This is a genomic window from Nicoliella sp. ESL1106 (assembly GCF_058509965.1).
This window is the reverse complement of record NZ_CP196340.1, coordinates 192,344-211,275: the sequence shown is the minus strand read 5'-3', so window position 1 is coordinate 211,275 and position 18,932 is coordinate 192,344. Positions and strand designations below refer to the sequence as shown.

Here is an 18,932-nt window from a genome sequence, read left to right as displayed (position 1 = left end):
TTAGCTTAAATCATGTCTTTTTATATATTTATTCATATTTAAACCGATTGCATGAATAAAAAATTAATTGGTATAATTTTTAAATATTTTGTGAATTTATTAACTAAAGTATAAGATATCTTAATTGTGATACGATAAGGGGATAATAAGGGGGCAATTTAAATTGCGGAAAGTTATTTATATTATCTTTTTTGGTTTCTTTGGCGGGGCACTTCGCGAATGGTTAACGCTTTTATCTGGAAACGATCACTTTGCAATGATTATTGCGATTAATTTATTAGGGACTTTCTTACTAGCCTTTCTGGTTAGCATTTTGCCATTGTTATTCAAAATCTCAAGTGAACTCCTTAGTGGGATTAGCGTTGGCTTTATTGGTAGTTTTACCACTTTTTCAACGTTTACGGTTGATTTTGTAAAGCTGTTCAAAACTTCACTAATTAATTCTTTTTGGTATCTTTCAATTAGTTTAGTCTTTGGATATATATTCGCATTAGTTGGAATCAAATTAGCGAACTACTTAATTGCAAAGGCGGGTGCAAAATAATGTTATCTAAAATTATAATTGTCGGACTCGCTGCTGCGTTCGGTGCGGTGATTCGTTATGCGATGATCGAATTGATTGGAAACAAAATGGGGTGGCAGGAATTTCCACTCGCTACCGTGGTAATCAACGTGTCAGGGTCGTTTCTCCTGGGTTTGTTAGCTGGGCAACTTGCTGATAGTTCAATGGCTTATCTAATCGGCAGTGGGATTTTAGGTGGGTATACCACGTTTTCCACGTTTATGAATGAAACGGTAAGGCTTCAGATTAAGCGTCCGACATGGGCTGGCTTATATTTCATTTCAACCACGTTGTTAGGAATTTTAGCAGCATTTGTTGGCATGGCGATTTAAAAATCGATTAGACCACATCGATAATTATTATTTTTCTCCAAAGTAAAGACCCCGATATGCTGAACATTTCCTGTTCAACCGATCGGGGTCGTTTGTTTATTATTGCCAAAACCTAATCATACAGCCTAAGCTCATTTCTCCTCTTTCATTAATGTTTCCGCAATTATATCGACTTAAAGAGGGGGTATCGAAACTTGTTGAATTGTAGAGATAACCCTTTAACTTGTTTCTTTCGTATATGTTGTAACCCACGATTTCGCCAGTCTGTTTTACGACAATATAGCCGCCGTTAGCTTGATCCAAACCGTCCCATTTGGTATTGGGCACCATTCCTAATGCAATGCTAATCAAAAGTTCTTTAACCTTGTATTCTATTAAATCGTGATTTTTATGAAAATTATCACAATAATAATCTACAACCTTAGAGATCTTTTTGCCGCGTACAAAATAAGAACAATAAAATAAATCAGCTAAAATGCTAGGCATTTCCGAATCTATCATTTTTAAATTAAATTCAAAGGTGTTTGAGTTTAGATTATTAAATGTTAAATTGATATTTTTACTTTTTAATCGATTTATTTTGTCTAATATAGTTCCTTTGGCGTTGAGAGCGTCCAATTCGGTGGGAGTTAAATTATTAGTTAGCTCCTTAGAAGGTTTGTAATTAATAATCGTTTGTTGTGATGCGTTTAAAAGGGTGGGGCGGCTACCTAAATAAGATTTAATACTAAAACCGATTGTTGGTTCTGTATTTGTGAATGGATCGTGTATTTTAATATCGATATCACTTTTTAACTTGCTCTTTGCTTTTAAACTATCTAGCTTTACTGATTTAAGAAAGTCTTCAACGGCTGGAACTTCGAAATTTCCCTTTTTGCTTAATAATTTGTCTAATAAAAAATTCGAATAATGTAAGAATTGATTTTTGTTAACTGAAAATGAAGGCTTGTCTTTTTCTTGAATGTGAATTTCTGGATCTTGGCTGGTTATTTCATAAATAACATCTGGTTTAATAATTGCCTTGATTGTGAAAAATTGGTTAGGAATAGAATTTAAGTTATTATCGGCTATGTTTAAAGTTCCGTTTGAGGATAACAACCTAAGGAAAACATAGGATTCAGACCATTCTCCAATATTGAATTTTTTATAGTTTGGCATTACTAATCATGGCTTTCTATATTAGATTTAACTGGATAGTAGCATGGTTTCCCTTGACGTCTATTTTTTTGTTTCGCAAAACATCTTTTATGTTTTTGGAAACTGCTTTGATCATTGGGATTGAAACACTGTTTCCCATTTGTCTGTACATTTGGGTTCTTGAAACTGGAATTATGAAATTATCTGGAAAACCTTGTAACCTCTTACATTCTAGTTCTGAAAGTAACCTTATTCCAGTTTCACCACCCTTTACAAACGTCCCCGTTAATCGTTGTATTTTGTGATAGCTAGCGTTTAAAGTTTTTGCGTATTTTTTAGTGTTTTTATCTACGACAAATGGATGCCCGTCATCCTTTTTGAATAAGTAGTTTTTTTGCAAATTTTTAGAAATAGAATATCCAGTGGGATTATCTTCTAATATTTCCCCAACGTAAGTGTTTTGATCATTACTATCTGGGAAGTAAAAATTAGAGCTATCGATGTCTTTTCTGAAACCGACAATTATTACTCTTTTTCTGGATTGGGGAGATCCATAATCGGTTGCTTGTAAGACCTTGTGGTAGACGTTATATCCACTATCTACTAGTGATTGCCTAATTATCTCGAATGCTTGCCCCTCTTGGATCGTTAATAAGCCGGGAACGTTTTCTAAAAGAAATGCCTTGGGTTTGTGGTGCTTAATAATTCTTAGGACATCAAAAAATAATGTGCCTTGCGTTTTGTGCTTAAACCCTTCTCTTTTACCGATACTGCTGAATGGCTGACAAGGAAAGCCGGCTAATAATACATCAAAATTTGGGATATCCTCAGCTTTGATTTTAGTAATATCACCGAATGGTTTTTCTTTAAAATTGGCCTCGTAAGTTTGCACTGCAAATTTATCCCATTCGCTTGAAAAAACACACTGAGTTTGTTTATCGTTTTCACTAAATCCTAATCTAATTCCACCGATTCCAGCAAAAAGGTCGATATACCTTATTTTTTGGTCATGACGGTCTTCGATATCATCATTGTTTGCTACTTTCTGATCTTGGTTTGTGTATTTATTTAAAATGTAATTTACCTTTTCAGAGAATGTTTTAATGCCATTTATGTTAGTGCCATTAATTTCTTGGTAAATTAGATCGCTTAAATAAACAGTATGGGGTTTTTTACTATTAATGTCTTTTTTAGCCATAGGGCATCCCTCCTGCGAGATTATAAAAGCCATTATATCAGCAATGTTGAAAGATTACAAACCACCAACGGCTAAAAAAGTTCCGTATGAATATTGATTCAAATTGGAAGGGCAGTTCACCACTTATTTTTGTTTCCGTTTGTGTCTTTCAATAATACTTTCACCGATTTGAATCAAAACGGCAGATACTAAGCCTTGAATGGCATATTTGCCCATTTCAAAAATATAAAAATGAATGTCGTAAGTGTGATTGACGATCAAATCGAAACATCCCCGCATTACAAAAATGATTAGGCAGGCAATCAGCATTAAAATTAGCCAGAGAAAGGCGACTCCCTTGATAAAATTCATGTTGTTCCCTCCAATATTAATATGCATGACAATTCTTATCCTGGTTATTTTAAAATTAGCATGCTTAAAAAAATACTCCGTTCCCGATCTAATCGTTCAATCCCTAAGATTGAAATCGATTTTAAATTCTGTATAATAGAACGAGTTGATTAAAATAACTATATATAGATATAGATAGTTATTTTAATACTATATATTGTGCTAGGAGCTTTTCAAATGAATTATTTTAAGTGGCTATGGAGCCAATTACTAGGTTGGAACGTCCAATCATACATCCTACTGTTCTTTGGGTTGGGGTTTAACTTAGCGTTAACGCTCAGCAGTCCGATTACTACGATTAGTATCGTAACGTTCATTGCTGGGGCACTCGGGTTAACCTGCGTGCTAGCGATTAACAACGCCAAACCGATCAATGGATGGTTGGGATTGATCAGTGCGATCTTACTAATTGCGGTTGCGTTTAGCGCCAAGAACTACATGGAAATTGTGATGCAGCTCAGCTACATCGTATTGTTAGATGTGCCAGTCCTGTTAATGCCGAGCTGGAATCAAGATGCTGAAAACAGGATTTCTGGTCTGCGGGGCGAAACTACTGCTCAGACTTGCAAGAACTGGTTTCCATACGTAATTGGCTTTGTTATTGTCGTGTTGATCATGCACACGTTATTGACCAGTTTAACTGATAGTCCACGGCCATTGATCGACTCGATTTCAGCAACGACTGGAATCATGGGTGCGATCCTAACCACGTTGAAGAAACGCGAAACCTACTATTTCTGGTTGGCACAAGGGGTGCTATCAGTGATTCTGTGGGGAATTACCGCAGCACAGGGGAGTGCTTCACCAGTCCTATTCGTAACCTACATGCTCTACATCGGTAATGATATCTTGGCGTTTACCAAGAGTCCATGGTTTGCCAAGCGTTTAGCAACTAAGTAATCACTTAATTTGAAAGGGGCAGATTATGACAATGATCGTATTAGCAGGAACCATCGGTGCGGGCAAGTCATCGTTGACCGAACGGCTGTCCAAACACCTGGGCACCAAGGCGTTTTATGAACCAGTTGGCGACAATCCTGTGTTGCCACTGTTCTATCAGGATAAGCAAAAGTACGGCTTTTTGCTGCAAATTTATTTTTTGAACAAACGCTTTGAGATGATTAAAAAGGCGCAACAAGATGATAATAACGTCTTGGACCGCTCGATTTACGAAGATGCGTTGTTCACCGACTTGAATCATAAGTTGGGCAACATCAATGACACTGAAGCCGCTGTTTACCATGACTTGTTGGACAACATGATGGAAGAATTGCCATACGCAGCCAAAAAGAAGCGGCCCGATATGCTGGTCTACATTGAAGTCAGTCTGGAAACCCAGTTAAAGCGGATTCACCAACGGGGGCGGGACTTTGAACAGTCTGATGACCTGTTGGAATACTACCGCGAACTGCGGGTGGCTTATCAGCAGTGGTTTGAGAACTACGACATTAGTCCGAAGTTAAAGATCAATGGTGACAAGTACGACTTTGTGAATAATCCTGATGATTTAACTGCGGTGTTGACACAAATTGATGCTAAATTAAAACATTAAAAATAGATTGGCACTCATTTTTGAGGACCAATCTATTTTTAGTTATTGCTTATTTTGCTAACCCATCGTGGATGTGATCTAGGTTCCACTTCATCATTGAGTAGTAGGTGTCACCATCGGTGCCTTCCTTCGCAAGTGAATCGGTGAAAATCTTGGAATAGATCTTGATGCCTGTTTCGGATGAGACCTTGTCCATTGATTTTGGTGAAACTGATGATTCAACGAAGAGGTGTTTTACATCGTACTTTCTGATGGCAGCTAGGACGCGGCGCATTTGTTCTGGGGTCCCTTGGGATTCGGTGTTGATTTCCCAAATGTAGACCGGCTTAACGTGGTAGGCCTTGGAGAAGTACTTGAACGCGCCTTCGGAAGTAACTAAGACCCGTTGTTTTGCGGGGATGTCTAAGAACTTAGCCTTAGCTTCTTGATTCAACTTGGATAGCTTAGCAATGTAAGCATCGGCATTCTTCTGGAAATAATCTGCATTTTGCGGATCCTTTTCCTTTAAGACCTTGGTAATGGTTTTAACATATTGAATCCCATTAGCTAGGTCCAACCAAGCGTGGGGGTCGACTTCGTTCTTGTTGGTGGTCAAATGCAGTGGGGTTACGCCTTCACTGGCTGCAAAGACCTGTTTGCCGAACTGCTTATGAGCGGTCTTGACTAACTTTTTGAACCAACCGTTCCCTCCGGTTTCTAAGTTCAGTCCGTTGTAGAAAACAACGTTGGCATTAGTGGTTTCTGCAATGTCTTCTGGGCGTGGTTCATATTCATGCGGATCGGTCCCACGCTTGACCATGCTGTAGACGTGAATGCGGTCCTTCCCAACGTTTTTGACCATGTCTTCTAAAATCGAATTGGTGGTAACGACGCTGAGTTCCTTTTTATCATTAGTGGAGTTTGCCGATTTGCTAGCACTGCGCTGGTTGATGAATAAAAAGATTCCACCAACTAGGACGATAACGGATGCCAGTGCGATTAAGATGCGCTTCATTTAAATTCCTCTTTTCTGGATGTTATTTTTTAAACGGATGAACCCTTGCTTAGGTGAGCAGACGAATGAAATTAAGAATAGGATTGCTGCCACGATTACGATTGCAGGACCAGATGCCCAGTTGAACGTGTAGCTGAGGTATAGTCCCACGATGGAAGCAACCGTCCCGAAAATTGCGGAGAAGACTAGCATCACGGACAAACGGTTCGTCCAGAAGAATGCAGTCGCAGCAGGGGTGATCAACATTGCAACGACTAGGATGATTCCGACGGTTTGCAGAGCTGATACCGTTACTAACGTTAATACTAACATCAAGGCGTAGTGAATTAGTTGCGTCTTCAGTCCGTAAGTTTTAGCGAACGTTTCGTCGAACGAAGTAATTAAGAGTTCCTTGTAGCCAATCACAACGAAGAGGAGCACGATTCCCAATACGATCGCAGTCGTGACCATGTCGGAATTGCTGACCGCTAGGATGTTCCCGAAGAGGATGTGGTGTAAGTTGGTCGAGCTTTCGGTCAGCGAAATTAGGATGAACCCGAGGGCGTAGAACGAACTGAACACGACTCCAATCGAGGTGTCGACTTTAATCTTACTGTGCGTCGAAACGAAACCAATTAAGAGGGCGGCTAAAACCCCGAAAAGCGATGCGCCGACTAATAGGTTGATGCCTAACATGTAGGCGACCGCAACCCCGGGGAGGATGGAGTGAGAAATCGCATCCCCCATCAATGACATTCCACGCAGGATGATGAAACTACCGATGATTCCGGACATGACCCCGACCATAATGGCGGTGAGCATGGCACTTTGTAAGAAGTCATACTTACCAAGCGCTTCGATAAATGCTGCGATTTTCATGATTGGGCCTCCTTTGAGTCGAATAAGACGGCGGAAAGGTCAGCACTAAATGCTTTCCCGATGTTTTCAGGTGTATAGACCTGCTCAGTAGGGCCGCTAGCAACGATGCCGTGGTTCATAATGATCAAATCGTCGAAGTAGTTGTGGACCTTATTTAAGTCGTGGTGAACCACTAGAATCGTCTTATTTTCGTCACGCCATTGTTTCAAGATGGCCATAATGGCGTTTTCACTTTGCAGGTCGATTCCAACGAACGGTTCATCTAAGATCACGATGTCGGCTTGCTGTAAAATGGCGCGGGCAACGAAGACCCGTTGAAGCTGCCCACCAGAAAGATTGCCGATTTGGCGGTTAGCAAATTCATTCATTTTTACTTGTTGTAACGAATCCATTGCAGCTGCTTTTTGCTTTTTACCAGGCATGTTGAACAACCCGAGGTGGGCGTAATTACCAGTCAATACGACGTCAAACACACTGATCGGGAAGGTCAAATCGATGTCCTTCCGTTGCTCTACATAGGCAATTTGTTTTTGAATCGCCTTGATCGGTTTGCCATCATAGTCACTGGTCCCTGATTGGGATCTAATCAAGCCGAGGACGGCCTTGATGAACGTTGATTTACCAGCTCCATTGGGGCCGATGATTCCAGTGATCTTACCGGAATCAATTTGAATTGATAGGTCCGAAAATACCGGCGTTTCGCCGTAGGAAACGGACAGGTTCCTAACATTAAGCATTCAATACACTCCTTTGTATTTGCTACAGGGGGGTAATTAGACATTATGAACATAGTTATATGTTAATAATCATATTTTTAGGATAACCTAATAAATATTACATGTTAGTAGTATACATACTTATATAACGATTAACAATCATCTTTAGAATTTATTAATGATTTATTTTAACTATTTGTATAAAAATAAATATTACTGATAGTATTAAAGTTAGGGAGAAGTCGCAACTAGCGTGTTAATTTAGGCAAAATAAAAACCACGAAGCGGAAATTTTCCGTTTCGTGGTTTTTTAAATTAACTATTCATTTAAGACCCAGAAGAAGATTAGGAAGACAACGCCCAATCCGTACATGATTGGGTTAACTTCCTTGCCACGCTTAGCAGCAAGCATGGTGATTGGGTAGATAACGAACCCAAGGGCGATCCCATCTGAAATACTGTAAGTCAGCGGCATCCCCAATGTAATCAAGAATGCTGGAGCAGCAATTTCAAAGTGTTCCCAATGGACGTTCTTAAGTGAGCGGGCCATTAAAATTCCGATGATGATCAATGCTGGGGCGGTAACTTGATCAGTGATCACTCCCAACAATGGTGAGAAGAACGTTCCTAAGATGAAGAGGATCCCGGTAACGATTACCGTAAATCCTGAACGGCCACCCACGGCAATTCCGGCGGATGATTCAACGAACGCACCCACTGGGGAAGTCCCGAGTAATGAACCAGCCACCATTCCAGTAGAATCAGCAAGCAATGCGCCCCCGATTCTCGGAATCTTGTTATTCTTGATGAAGCCAGCTTGTTCAGCGAGGCCAACTAACGTCCCGGCAGTATCGAAGAAACTAACCAATAAGAAGGTTAATACGACGATCCACAACTGGGCGGTGTTGATATCAGTGATGTGCTTGATCGATTGTAGAAAAATTGGTTTCAAGCTTGGCACTGCAGATACCCATTGACCAGGAAGCGGAATCAACTTAGTGATCATCCCTAGGGCTGCCGTAGCAACCATTCCAATAAAGATGGAAGCAGGAATCCGTGCTGACATTAAGACCAGCGTTAGGACCAATCCGAAGATGGTTAACCAGGTACTCCCAACGTGGAAGGACCCTAGTTCAACCAGGGTACTCTTGCTGGCGGTAACTATACCCCCTTGATTCAAACCAAGAAAGGCAATGAATAACCCGATCCCACCACTGATGGCGCTTTTCAGGTCGTTCGGGATCGCATCAATGATGATTTCACGAATCTTAAACAGGGTTAAGATCAAGAAAATCAATGATGCTAGGAATACCCCAGCTAAAGCTGTTTGCCAAGGAACCTTCATTCCGATACAAACAGAGTAGGCAAAGAATGCGTTCATCCCTAAACTAGTGGATAGTGCAATTGGATAGTTGGCGATTAGACCCATCAAGAAACATCCAATGGCAGTAGCAAGGGCGGTTGCGGTAAAGACAGCCCCCTTTTCCATGCCTGAAGCACTTAATACGTTTGGGTTTACGAATAAGATGTAAACCATTGAGACGAAGGTAGTCAGACCGGCAATTGTTTCGGTCTTGAAATTCGTACCTAATTCGTCAAAGTGAAAAAAGTTAGCTATTTTAGCTCCCATTATGAGGCCACTCCTTGTTAAATATTCGGTTTTCAATAAAATCACAAACTACATCTTAACACAATGTTAACTTTTGCGCAAATTCACGAACAATAACTATCTTTTAAGGCCTAAAAGGGGGAAATTACTTAAATGCGGCAAACGCATCGTCAATTGCTTGGTATTCTTCATCAGAGAGTTGAATTTCCATGGCCTTAGCATTTGCAGCCACTTGTGCTGGTTGCTTAGCACCTGGAATCACCACTGAAATATTAGGATTTTTGATGTACCAAGATAAAACGACTTGTGCGACCGTACTTTGACGTTGCTCAGCTAATGGTCTGATTTTATTAACCGCTGCGATGATTTTAGCAAATCGAGCTCCTTGAAAATTAGGATTATTGTGCCGAATATCATCTTCCGCAAAATTAACCGCCGCATTATCGTATTTACCAGTTAGCAGTCCCGAAGCTAATGGGAAGTAAGGAACGAATGCAATGTTATTTTTCTTTAGGTATGGGAATAGTTCTGATTCAGCCCCGCGTTCTACTAAACTATATTTGTCTTCAACGACATCAACGAAGCCGTCTTGATTAGCTTCTTTTAGTTGATCCATTGAAAAATTAGAAACACCAATCGCTTTGATCTTACCCTCGGTTTTAAGTTCATTTAGTGCTGCGACTGCTTCATTTTTAGGGGTGTGATCGTCTGGAAAATGAATATAGAAAATATCAATGTAATTGGTATGAAGCCGCTCTAAGCTTTCTTCAACTGCTTGTTTTAAAAATTTAGGATCGTTATTTACTTGAACGTTGCCACCGACCACATCTTGAGCACCCTTGGAGGCAATCGCAAAGCTACCACGGTCATAGTCCTTAATAACTTTGCCGATCAATTCTTCCGAATGCCCCATTCCATATGCAAATGCAGTGTCTAACAATTTAATTCCAGAATCAAGTGCGGTTTTGACAACTTCCATCCCAGTATTATCGTTTAAATTAGGGAATAAGTTGTTGCCGCCCACAGCATTGGTACCCAGGCCAAGGGGCGTGCTGAGAACCCCTGATTTACCAATTTGAACATTTCTTTCCTTCATAAATAATTCCTCCTAAAAAAATATTTCATACTAATAATATTATTATGATACCAATTAACGCAATTTAAAAACATTTTGCTATTTAAATCTGGTTAGCATATTAGGTATAATTAAATTAGTGAAATTAATGAGGAGGAATTGAATTGAAGACCGTTTTGGTATTAGGAAGTCAAAAGTCAATTGCCAAGTTAGCAGTTCAAGAATTAAAGCACATTGATGATGTGAAAGTGATTGAATTAGATGATCAAAAAGTGGATGTGACTTATGAAAAAATCTATTTACCATTTATCGAAAAAGTTGATATTATCATCTCGTTCCTAGGCCCACTAGATGTGGATATTGCGTTTGAAGGTCTATTTGATGCAATTCGTTCCAGTAATAGTCAAATTGATGATTTTGTAATGTTATCAACTGCGGGGATTGATAACGAAGTGCAAGGTAGTTTGAAGTATCCGGAGAAAGTTAGCGACGTAAGGCAATATCTGAATCAACAACGATATGCAATCAAGATAGTTGATGAGGAGGAAATTCCATACACCATTTTAAGGCCAGTGACGTTAGTTAACCAAGCGGATGGTGATTTACAGATTTATAATGAAGGGCAGCCAATGCCAGCAGGAATTGTTTCACGTGAAACAGTTGCAAAAATTGCTGTTTCAGCAGCAATTGACAATAAATATGTTAATCAGTCAATTGGACTGGTGCAAAATACTAAAGAGGTGTTTAAATAATGGATTTAACTCGTGAAAAGCTAGATCAAGTAAAAGAACAATTATCGAGAGCACAACAAGTTTCGCATTTTATTATTTTTGAAACCTTTGACCCAATGTTGAATGGAAATGTTCGATTGGTGATTGACCGCAATGGATACGAAAATATGAAACAGGCACGCAATAGTGAAACGCCAATGCGGATCCTTCGCGACTTTGTTCCTGTCACTGATGCACTGGCTCGCTGGGCGGTTGCTGAACATGATGCCGCTTCTGCCAGCATGAAGGGTGCTGAAAATATGGAAGAACTGGTTCAAACAATGGATGAATGTATTAATGAAGTCCTTGCTGAAAATAAATTGGCAACTAATTAGTCATTGGCAAATCGTCAATGACTTTTTACATAATTGAAGGGGAGAATGATAATGGCACTGCAATTTATTCTGGGAACTGCTGATATGGATCATGCTGCAAAATTAACCGATTGGCTATTACAAAAATTACAAAGTCAGCCTAATGACAGGTACTTCTATTTGGTTCCGAACCATATTAAATTTGAATCAGAAGTAAAGACATTGAAACGACTTAACCATAATCAAGATGATGTATACGCACAAACGAACGTTCAAATTTTTTCATTGACCCGATTGGCTTGGTATTTTTTAAGCCATGAGTCAGCTTATCAGATTCCTAGATTAAGCGCTGCAGGCGTTAACATGTTGATTTATCAAATCATCAATGATCATCAAGATGAATTAACCGTGTTCAGAGGAGAAAGTGGCCAACCTGGATTCATTAATAAGATTGCAAGCCAGATTTCAGAAATGGAAGCTGGCCAATTAAACGCTGATGATCTTGAAGCCCTTTATAATACGAATCGTGAATCGTTGAATCCCAACCTGCGGGATAAACTACATGATTTCGTTATTATTTATAAAGCATTTGAGTCGGCCACCATTGGTCAGTTTGTTCATCAAAATGACACGTTGAAGCTGCTATGTGAGTTTTTAGAGCGTAATGACTTATCAAATATGCACTTTTTGATCAGTGGTTTTTCCCAACTCACCGCCCAAGAACGTGAACTAGTGACGATCATGATGAAAAAATCAGCTGACGTTGTGATTGATTTAAATCTAGATCGTCCTGCAATTAATCTTCCAAGTGAACCTGACCTATTCCTTCAACCAGCTAAGCTGTACCATCATTTATATCAATTTGCCCGTGATAATAATATTCCAATCATGATGGATCAATCTGCAGATGTAATGCGTGTTAATAAAGAGTTATTTGATTTAAGCAATTATTGGATTCAAACCGGTGGCGTAGATGATGATCAAAAAAATCATCCAATTGATAGTGACAATATTCAGGTTGTTAAAGCTGATAATTTTTACTCAGAATTATCAGCAGTCGCAATTAAAATTAGGCAATTAGTGGCCAGTGGTAAATACTTATACCGCGATATTTTAGTTTTAACGAGGCATTTGGACAAGTACCAAAATATCATTGAACCCATTTTTAACATGCAGCAAATTCCATATTTTAACGATGTTCAAAAATCAATGGTCGACCATCCATTAGTCCAATTGATCGATGCGCTCTTTAGTGTGGATCCAGGTGATGGGCACCGAAATTACCGTTATGATGATATAATGCGCCTTTTAAAAACAGAATTATTAGTGCCACGCGAAGCCGATGGTCACTTTATGAATATTCAGGCCTTTAGGGATGATCTGGCCCTTACGGAAAATATTATTCTAAAGAATGGTTACGAGGGCTTTCGGTGGCTGCAAGATGCCGACTGGCACTACGTTTGGTTGAACGAAAGTGATTTTAAAACGAAGCAACTGCCTAATGAATTTATTGATAAAAAGATTAATCGAATTCGCAACTATGTAAAACAGACATTGCCCCCGTTCTTTAAAAAGATCAAACGAGCAAAGGATATTAAGAGTGCTGCTAAGGTGTTGTACCAATTTTTAGTTGATCAAGGCGTGGTCGAGCGCATGCAACAATGGCGAGCAGATTCGATCGCTGATGGCGATTTATCACAGGCAGCCCAGCCAGAGCAAGTTTGGCAGACGTTCTGTGATTTATTGGATGATTTTGTGACCGTTTTAGGGGATCGCAATGAGTTCAAGTTGCATGACTTTTTGGCACTCTTAAAGGCGGGGTTCGAAGGGGCTAATTATTCACAAATTCCTTCCACGTTGGACCAAGTAACGATTTCAGAAAGTGGAATCGTACAAATGCCAGACTATAAAGTAGTGTTCATGGTTGGTTCAACTGACGATGTGATGCCTGATCGGATTACAAATGATAATTTATTTAATGATAGTGATCGTGATGATTTAACAAAATACTTTTCGAGTAATCAATATATTCGTGATACTAGTGAAAACCAGATGGCAAACGATCCCTATCTGAACTACCTTGCATTCATGACGGGGAGCGAACGGTTGATCTTTTCATACTGTTTAGCAAATGATAGCGATAAAGAAACTGGGGTTCAGATTTCACCATATGTTGCTCTGATTAAAAAGCATTTTGAAATTAAAGAATCCCATTATGTTGGCACTCCAGTTGCTAATAGCGCAGAAATATTGCCGTACGTGGGGACAATGCGGACGACATTAAGTTATTTAGTTCAGGCTAGTTATGATCACAAGTATTATCAACGCCCGCTGTCATCGGAATGGTTATTGGTATATCATGACTTGATCAACGAGAACGAATCCTTTAAGGCATTGACCGAAAAACTATTAGGGGGCTTGGATTACAACAATACCCCAACTAAGTTGACCAATGAAATTATTACTGGACTGTATGGCAATGAAATTGAAACTTCAATCTCTCAATTAGAGAAATTCTACGCTAATCCGTATGAGTACTTCTTAAAATATGGTCTAAAGCTTCATGAACGGGAGGTATTTGAATTAACGCCGAACAGTGCAGGTGAATTTTACCACGCTTCATTAGATCTGCTGATGAAACGCATCCACGATGAGCATATTGATATTAAGGATCTTGATGAGCAGAACTTAAACCAATTCGTTAATGAGATTGCTGATCAAATACTGAACGATCCCAATAACTATCAATATGCCATTTTACAAAGCTCCTATCGAATGGGGTATTTAAAACAACAATTGATCAAGACTGTGGAACGAATGGCATTGACGATGCACTGGCAAAGTAAGTGGACGCCGATGCGCCCTCAAAAAACCGAAATTACGTTTGGCCGTGATGGCACGGCGAATGATTTAGCCCCGTTGACGTTCGATATTTCTAAGCGAATCTTGATTCTTGGAAGTCAAAAGGTGAGTGTGCGGGGCCGAATTGATCGAATCGATGCAATGGATGCTCCTGACAAACGTTATTTGGAACTCGTTGATTACAAGTCTGGAGATAAGGACTTTGAAATTGGGAAAGCTTATGATGGAACCGCCATGCAGTTGCTTACCTACTTGGATGTGATTAAAAAGAACTTGGCGCGCTTTACTGATGACCAAAAGGCTGAATTAGCAGGTGCACTATACTTCCACGTGTTTAACCCTAAATTGTCGCAAACTGATATTAATAAGACTAATTTTGAAACTGCTATTATGAAAAAGCAGAAGTATAAAGGCCTCTTAGTCAATGATGATGAGCTCCTGCATTTAATTGATAGTCAAATTCAAGGGGGCGGAAGCTCATTAATTTATCCGTTTGGAATCAATAAGGATAGTGGTTTAAGAAAGGGCAGTGATGTTATTTCTGCTGAAGATTTAGACTTGATTTTACAACATACCGAAAGGTTAATTGAAAACGCTGGGGTTAGGATTCTTAGTGGTGACGTTAGTTTAGCTCCGTTTAAGGATAAAAAGGGGACCGCACTGCAGTATTCACCATTCAAGTCGATCATGCAGTTCGACCCGTTGTTAACTGAAAATAACTATCGTAATGTTGAGGAATTAAGTATGGCTGATGTAATTAAGAAATTAAGGGAGGAACGAGAAAATGGAATACACTAAGTCCCAACATACAGCGGTTTATGATGACTTTGAAGGGAATGTATTAGTTTCTGCATCTGCTGGTTCTGGGAAGACGCGGGTCCTAGTTGATCGCGTCATCAATAAGTTAGTTAATTATGAAGAGATTGATAAAATGCTGATCGTTACGTTTACCCGTGCTGCTGCTAAGGAAATGAAGGATCGGATTTTAGTTGCTCTTCAAGAAACCATCCGCAGTACTGATGATCAAAAGTTGAAAAACCATCTTAATGTTCAAGTTCGCAAACTACCGGTTGCAGACATTAGTACGCTCGATTCATTTTGTCAAAAGATCGTCCAAAGTTATTACTACATCATTGACCTAGATCCCGACTTTCGAATTTTAATTGATCAAACGGAAACCGAAATGTTACGAGACTTAGTTTGGGATAATATCCGTGAAGACTATTATGCCAACGATAAGGACGGCAGCTTTGCACGGTTGACTGAAAACTTTTCTAATGACCGTTCAGACGATGGAATGACTAACTTAGTCTATAATCTTTACGAATATGCGAATGTTAATCGAGATCCGCGTGAGTGGTTGACCAATTTACCTAATTTTTATCATGTTGACGGGACGATTACTGAAAGCGACTTTTACCAAAATGATTTGAAACCAACTTTATTGGACCAGTTGAATCAAGTGCAAATTAATTTTCAAGCAGCGGTTGATTTTGCGAAGGATCAACAACTAGCAAAAGAGGCTGCTTTTGAAGAAAGTGAAGTCGCCTACATTGAACAATTAAAGGCGGATTTAGATACTGAATCTTGGAATCAATTAAGGGCTCAGTTCAATAGTAAGCTTGTTACATTTCCACATATTCGGGGGGCCAATGAAATAGAAAAGCAGGCCCATAAGCAGGTGATGAATTTACGTAACATTGCCAAAGATCAGTTGAAAAAAGTTGCGGATCGTTACTTTGCAAGCGACGAGCAGACAAATTTGGCGGTGATGAAGGCTTCGAATCAGTTAATTGAAAAATTAGTGGAAGTGGTGAAGCGCTTTAGTGATGCTTATCAAGAATTGAAGCACGGACGTCATTTGATGGAATTTATTGATATCGAACATGCTGCTCTTGATATTTTTAATCATCCCAATGGTAAGCAAAACGTACGTGCTACTTTGCAAGAACAATATCATGAAATTATGGTCGATGAGTACCAAGATAATAATCGGCTCCAAGATGCGATCTTAACTACGATTGCTACCCATGATCAATCTGGCAACACGCAAAATATGTTTATGGTGGGGGATGTCAAGCAATCGATTTATCGCTTTCGACTAGCTGCTCCGGAAATGTTTTTGGAACGGATGGATCGTTATCAATTGGACGATAATCCAGATCGGACCATCCTATTAAAGGAAAATTTCCGTTCAATGAAAAATGTGGATAACTTTGTGAACTTAATTTTTAATCAAATTATGAGTCGGGAAGTCGGCAAAATTGAATACCAGGGTGATAATAATTTAGTTGCGGGAGCTGGTTACTATCCCGAGCATTTAGAATCAAATGTTGAGATTTTGCTCTACCTCAATCAAGATGATCCTAGTTCTAATGACTCAGAACCATTGAACGAGCAGTTTCAAATTGAAGATGGAATCCATGGTCAAGTGGAACTAGTTGCCCAAAAAATCATTGAATTAAAGAATAATGGTCAACTAGTCTATGATCGAGGTGGAGATGCACAGGGAACGCGCCCAGTGAAGTTCTCAGACATTGCCTTGATTTCTGCGACAAAAAAGAACAACTTGGTGGTTTCAGATGTTTTCGCCCAACACAATATTCCAGTGACAATCAACAACACCCAGAGTTATTTTAAAACGACAGAGATTCAAATTATGATGTCATTGCTTACGATCATTGATAATCCATATCAGGATATTCCCTTGGTCGCAGTCCTGCGCTCACCAATCGTAGGGTTAAATGAAAATCAGCTTGCGTATCTGAGGATTAACTCCAAAACTGGTGACTATTATAATGCCGTGACTAGTTTTGTGCGGAATTATCATAAACAATCGCCAACCGAGTTTGGTGATCAGGTATTTGAACGGGTCAATCGCTTCTTGGAACAGTTAGTTAAATTCAGAAATATTGCTCAACAAAAGGAACTAGTGCCATTGATCTGGAGTATTTATGAAGAAACAGGGTTCTTAGATTATATTGGTGGGATGCCAGCTGGAAAACAAAGACAAGCTAATCTTCACGCCCTCTACGATCGAGCAGCCCAATATGAGAAGAGTAGTTTTAAGGGGCTCTTCCAATTCGTGCGCTTTATTGAACGGATGCGCGATGGTAATAATGACCTTGCTGAGCCCGCTGCCAATCCAGATGATAATACGGTTCAAGTAACGACGATTCACGGAAGTAAGGGGCTGGAATACCCAATCGTATTTTTGATCGATGCTAATCACCAGTTCAATATGCAAGACTCCAGGGGTGAATATGTATTGGATGATGATTTGGGACTAGGGATTACCTATTTTAATGCCGATAATCGTGAAAAAATTTCCACCCTCCAAAGGCAAGTGGTACAAAGCCAAATTGATAATGATACGCTGGATGAAGAGATGCGGAAACTATACGTTGCATTGACGAGAACGGAACAGCAGCTATTTATTGTGGGTGCTTTGAAGCCGCAAAAAAAGGATGCTGATATCTTAGAGGAGTGGTCGCATAAGGCGGCGCAAAGCGATCAACTACTATTGCGCCCAGCCTTGAGAAGCAGTGCAAAAACCTATTTAGATTGGATTTTGCCTGCTGTTGTGCGCCACCCCCATTTAAAAGTTTCATTTAATAATCGTGATACATTTGATGGGTTGAAAGATGATGATACTAATTTATCACTTCAGTTTATCCATCCATCTGATCTATATAAAAATGCCCCCGCTAAATTAGAAAATGATCGTCATGAATTCATTGAACAAATGAATCAAAAGGTTGCTAATGGGCTCGATGTTGATAATGCTGCACAAATTCGTTCCATTATGAATTATCAATACCCCAATCGCACAGCAACAACTACAACCGCTTATCAGGCGGTCTCAGAGATAAAGCAGGTTTTTGATGATCCTGATGCAATTCAAATGGGGGATTTCGAAGGATTAAGTGATGCTGATAAACAAACTAATCGTTATGTTGCCAGCAACTTTGCCCAGCCAGAATTTTTACAAACGGTTACTAAGCCCAAGCCTACTGAGATTGGGACGGCAACGCATTTGATCTTACAGCAAATAGATCTGAATGTGGCTCCAACAAAGGAATCACTAGATAAGTTGATCAAACGGTTAGTCGTTGATCGAGTAATTGCTGATCGGGTTGCAGACCAAATCAATCGGCAATCAATTTTGCAGTTCTTTGATAGTAAATTAGGGCAATTGATCCTAGAACATCCCAATCAGCTACACAGGGAAGCGCCGTTTTCTTTGATCATGTCTGCAAATAAGATTTTCGATGGATTTAATCCTGCTGCTGATGAAAAGATTTTAATTCATGGAATTATTGATGGTTATTTGGTGCTTGAAGATGGGGTAATTTTATTTGATTATAAGACTGATTATGTTGGGCAACGTAATCGGGATGCGCAGTTGAAACGAATCATTGATAAGTACCGCGGACAGGTTAATTTATATGGATTAGCATTATCTAAAATTTTAGGGCGCCCCGTTGAAAAAAGATTCTTGTATCTACTCTCAATCAATCAATTAGTTCCAATTCACGATTCATAAATCAGTTAGGAGGAATA

General features: G+C 39.5%; 16 protein-coding genes. 8 read left to right on the top strand and 8 right to left on the bottom strand.

All coding sequences use genetic code 11. The features are described from left to right. The first annotated feature begins 163 nt into the window (after positions 1 to 163). Both ACSVI6_RS00930 and ACSVI6_RS00925 read left to right on the top strand, forming a co-directional pair. On the top strand, positions 164 to 544 hold the full coding sequence (locus tag ACSVI6_RS00930; RefSeq protein ID WP_491716862.1) for a fluoride efflux transporter FluC: 381 nt from the start codon (positions 164 to 166) through the stop codon (positions 542 to 544). Beyond that, entirely contained in the window at positions 544 to 894 is a 351-nt protein-coding gene (locus ACSVI6_RS00925) for a fluoride efflux transporter FluC (protein WP_491719840.1), read from the top strand. The genes ACSVI6_RS00930 and ACSVI6_RS00925 overlap by 1 nt, the downstream gene beginning before the upstream one ends. A 99-nt stretch (positions 895 to 993) precedes the next feature. Here ACSVI6_RS00925 and ACSVI6_RS00920 read toward each other — a convergent pair whose 3' ends face one another. The 3 genes from ACSVI6_RS00920 to ACSVI6_RS00910 form a co-directional block, all read right to left on the bottom strand. After that, entirely contained in the window at positions 994 to 2,052 is a 1,059-nt protein-coding gene (locus ACSVI6_RS00920; protein WP_491720760.1) for an HpaII family restriction endonuclease, read from the bottom strand. Between the two features lie 16 nt (positions 2,053 to 2,068). Next, positions 2,069 to 3,229 (bottom strand): DNA cytosine methyltransferase, encoded by a 1,161-nt coding sequence (locus ACSVI6_RS00915; protein WP_491719838.1) that lies wholly within the window; start codon positions 3,227 to 3,229, stop codon positions 2,069 to 2,071. Between the two features lie 123 nt (positions 3,230 to 3,352). Then, the gene (locus ACSVI6_RS00910) at positions 3,353 to 3,580 is read right to left on the bottom strand and encodes a hypothetical protein (protein WP_491720759.1); all 228 of its coding nucleotides are present in this window, start codon (positions 3,578 to 3,580) and stop codon (positions 3,353 to 3,355) included. 216 nt (positions 3,581 to 3,796) lie between these two features. Between ACSVI6_RS00910 and pnuC the strand changes: the two genes are divergently transcribed. After that, positions 3,797 to 4,519 (top strand): nicotinamide riboside transporter PnuC, encoded by a 723-nt coding sequence (gene pnuC, locus ACSVI6_RS00905; RefSeq protein ID WP_491720758.1) that lies wholly within the window; start codon positions 3,797 to 3,799, stop codon positions 4,517 to 4,519. A 31-nt stretch (positions 4,520 to 4,550) separates the two neighbouring features. Next, positions 4,551 to 5,171, top strand: a complete 621-nt coding sequence (locus ACSVI6_RS00900) for a deoxynucleoside kinase (protein ID WP_491720938.1) — start codon at positions 4,551 to 4,553, stop codon at positions 5,169 to 5,171. Between the two features lie 49 nt (positions 5,172 to 5,220). Here the strand turns inward: ACSVI6_RS00900 and ACSVI6_RS00895 are convergent, their stop codons facing one another. From ACSVI6_RS00895 to ACSVI6_RS00875, 5 genes are all read right to left on the bottom strand, one after another. Beyond that, positions 5,221 to 6,165 (bottom strand): metal ABC transporter substrate-binding protein, encoded by a 945-nt coding sequence (locus tag ACSVI6_RS00895; protein ID WP_491720757.1) that lies wholly within the window; start codon positions 6,163 to 6,165, stop codon positions 5,221 to 5,223. Beyond that, entirely contained in the window at positions 6,166 to 7,023 is an 858-nt protein-coding gene (locus ACSVI6_RS00890; RefSeq protein WP_491720756.1) for a metal ABC transporter permease, read from the bottom strand. Next, complete coding sequence (locus tag ACSVI6_RS00885) at positions 7,020 to 7,760, bottom strand: metal ABC transporter ATP-binding protein (protein WP_491720755.1); 741 nt, start codon at positions 7,758 to 7,760, stop codon at positions 7,020 to 7,022. Before ACSVI6_RS00885 ends, ACSVI6_RS00890 begins: the two co-directional genes overlap by 4 nt. A 298-nt stretch (positions 7,761 to 8,058) precedes the next feature. Continuing rightward, positions 8,059 to 9,369, bottom strand: coding sequence for an NCS2 family permease (locus tag ACSVI6_RS00880; protein ID WP_491720754.1), 1,311 nt, complete (start codon positions 9,367 to 9,369; stop codon positions 8,059 to 8,061). A 124-nt stretch (positions 9,370 to 9,493) separates the two neighbouring features. After that, entirely contained in the window at positions 9,494 to 10,444 is a 951-nt protein-coding gene (locus ACSVI6_RS00875; protein WP_491720753.1) for an aldo/keto reductase, read from the bottom strand. Positions 10,445 to 10,587: 143 nt separating this feature from the next. Between ACSVI6_RS00875 and ACSVI6_RS00870 the strand changes: the two genes are divergently transcribed. The 4 genes from ACSVI6_RS00870 to addA are packed head-to-tail and all read left to right on the top strand — an operon-like array spanning position 10,588 to position 18,915. After that, complete coding sequence (locus tag ACSVI6_RS00870) at positions 10,588 to 11,175, top strand: NAD(P)H-binding protein (RefSeq protein ID WP_491720752.1); 588 nt, start codon at positions 10,588 to 10,590, stop codon at positions 11,173 to 11,175. Continuing rightward, entirely contained in the window at positions 11,175 to 11,528 is a 354-nt protein-coding gene (locus ACSVI6_RS00865) for a hypothetical protein (RefSeq protein WP_491716848.1), read from the top strand. Before ACSVI6_RS00870 ends, ACSVI6_RS00865 begins: the two co-directional genes overlap by 1 nt. Before the next feature lie 51 nt (positions 11,529 to 11,579). Next, on the top strand, positions 11,580 to 15,167 hold the full coding sequence (locus ACSVI6_RS00860; RefSeq protein WP_491720751.1) for a PD-(D/E)XK nuclease family protein: 3,588 nt from the start codon (positions 11,580 to 11,582) through the stop codon (positions 15,165 to 15,167). Continuing rightward, on the top strand, positions 15,154 to 18,915 hold the full coding sequence (addA, locus tag ACSVI6_RS00855; RefSeq protein WP_491720750.1) for a helicase-exonuclease AddAB subunit AddA: 3,762 nt from the start codon (positions 15,154 to 15,156) through the stop codon (positions 18,913 to 18,915). The genes ACSVI6_RS00860 and addA overlap by 14 nt, the downstream gene beginning before the upstream one ends. Positions 18,916 to 18,932: the final 17 nt, after the last annotated feature.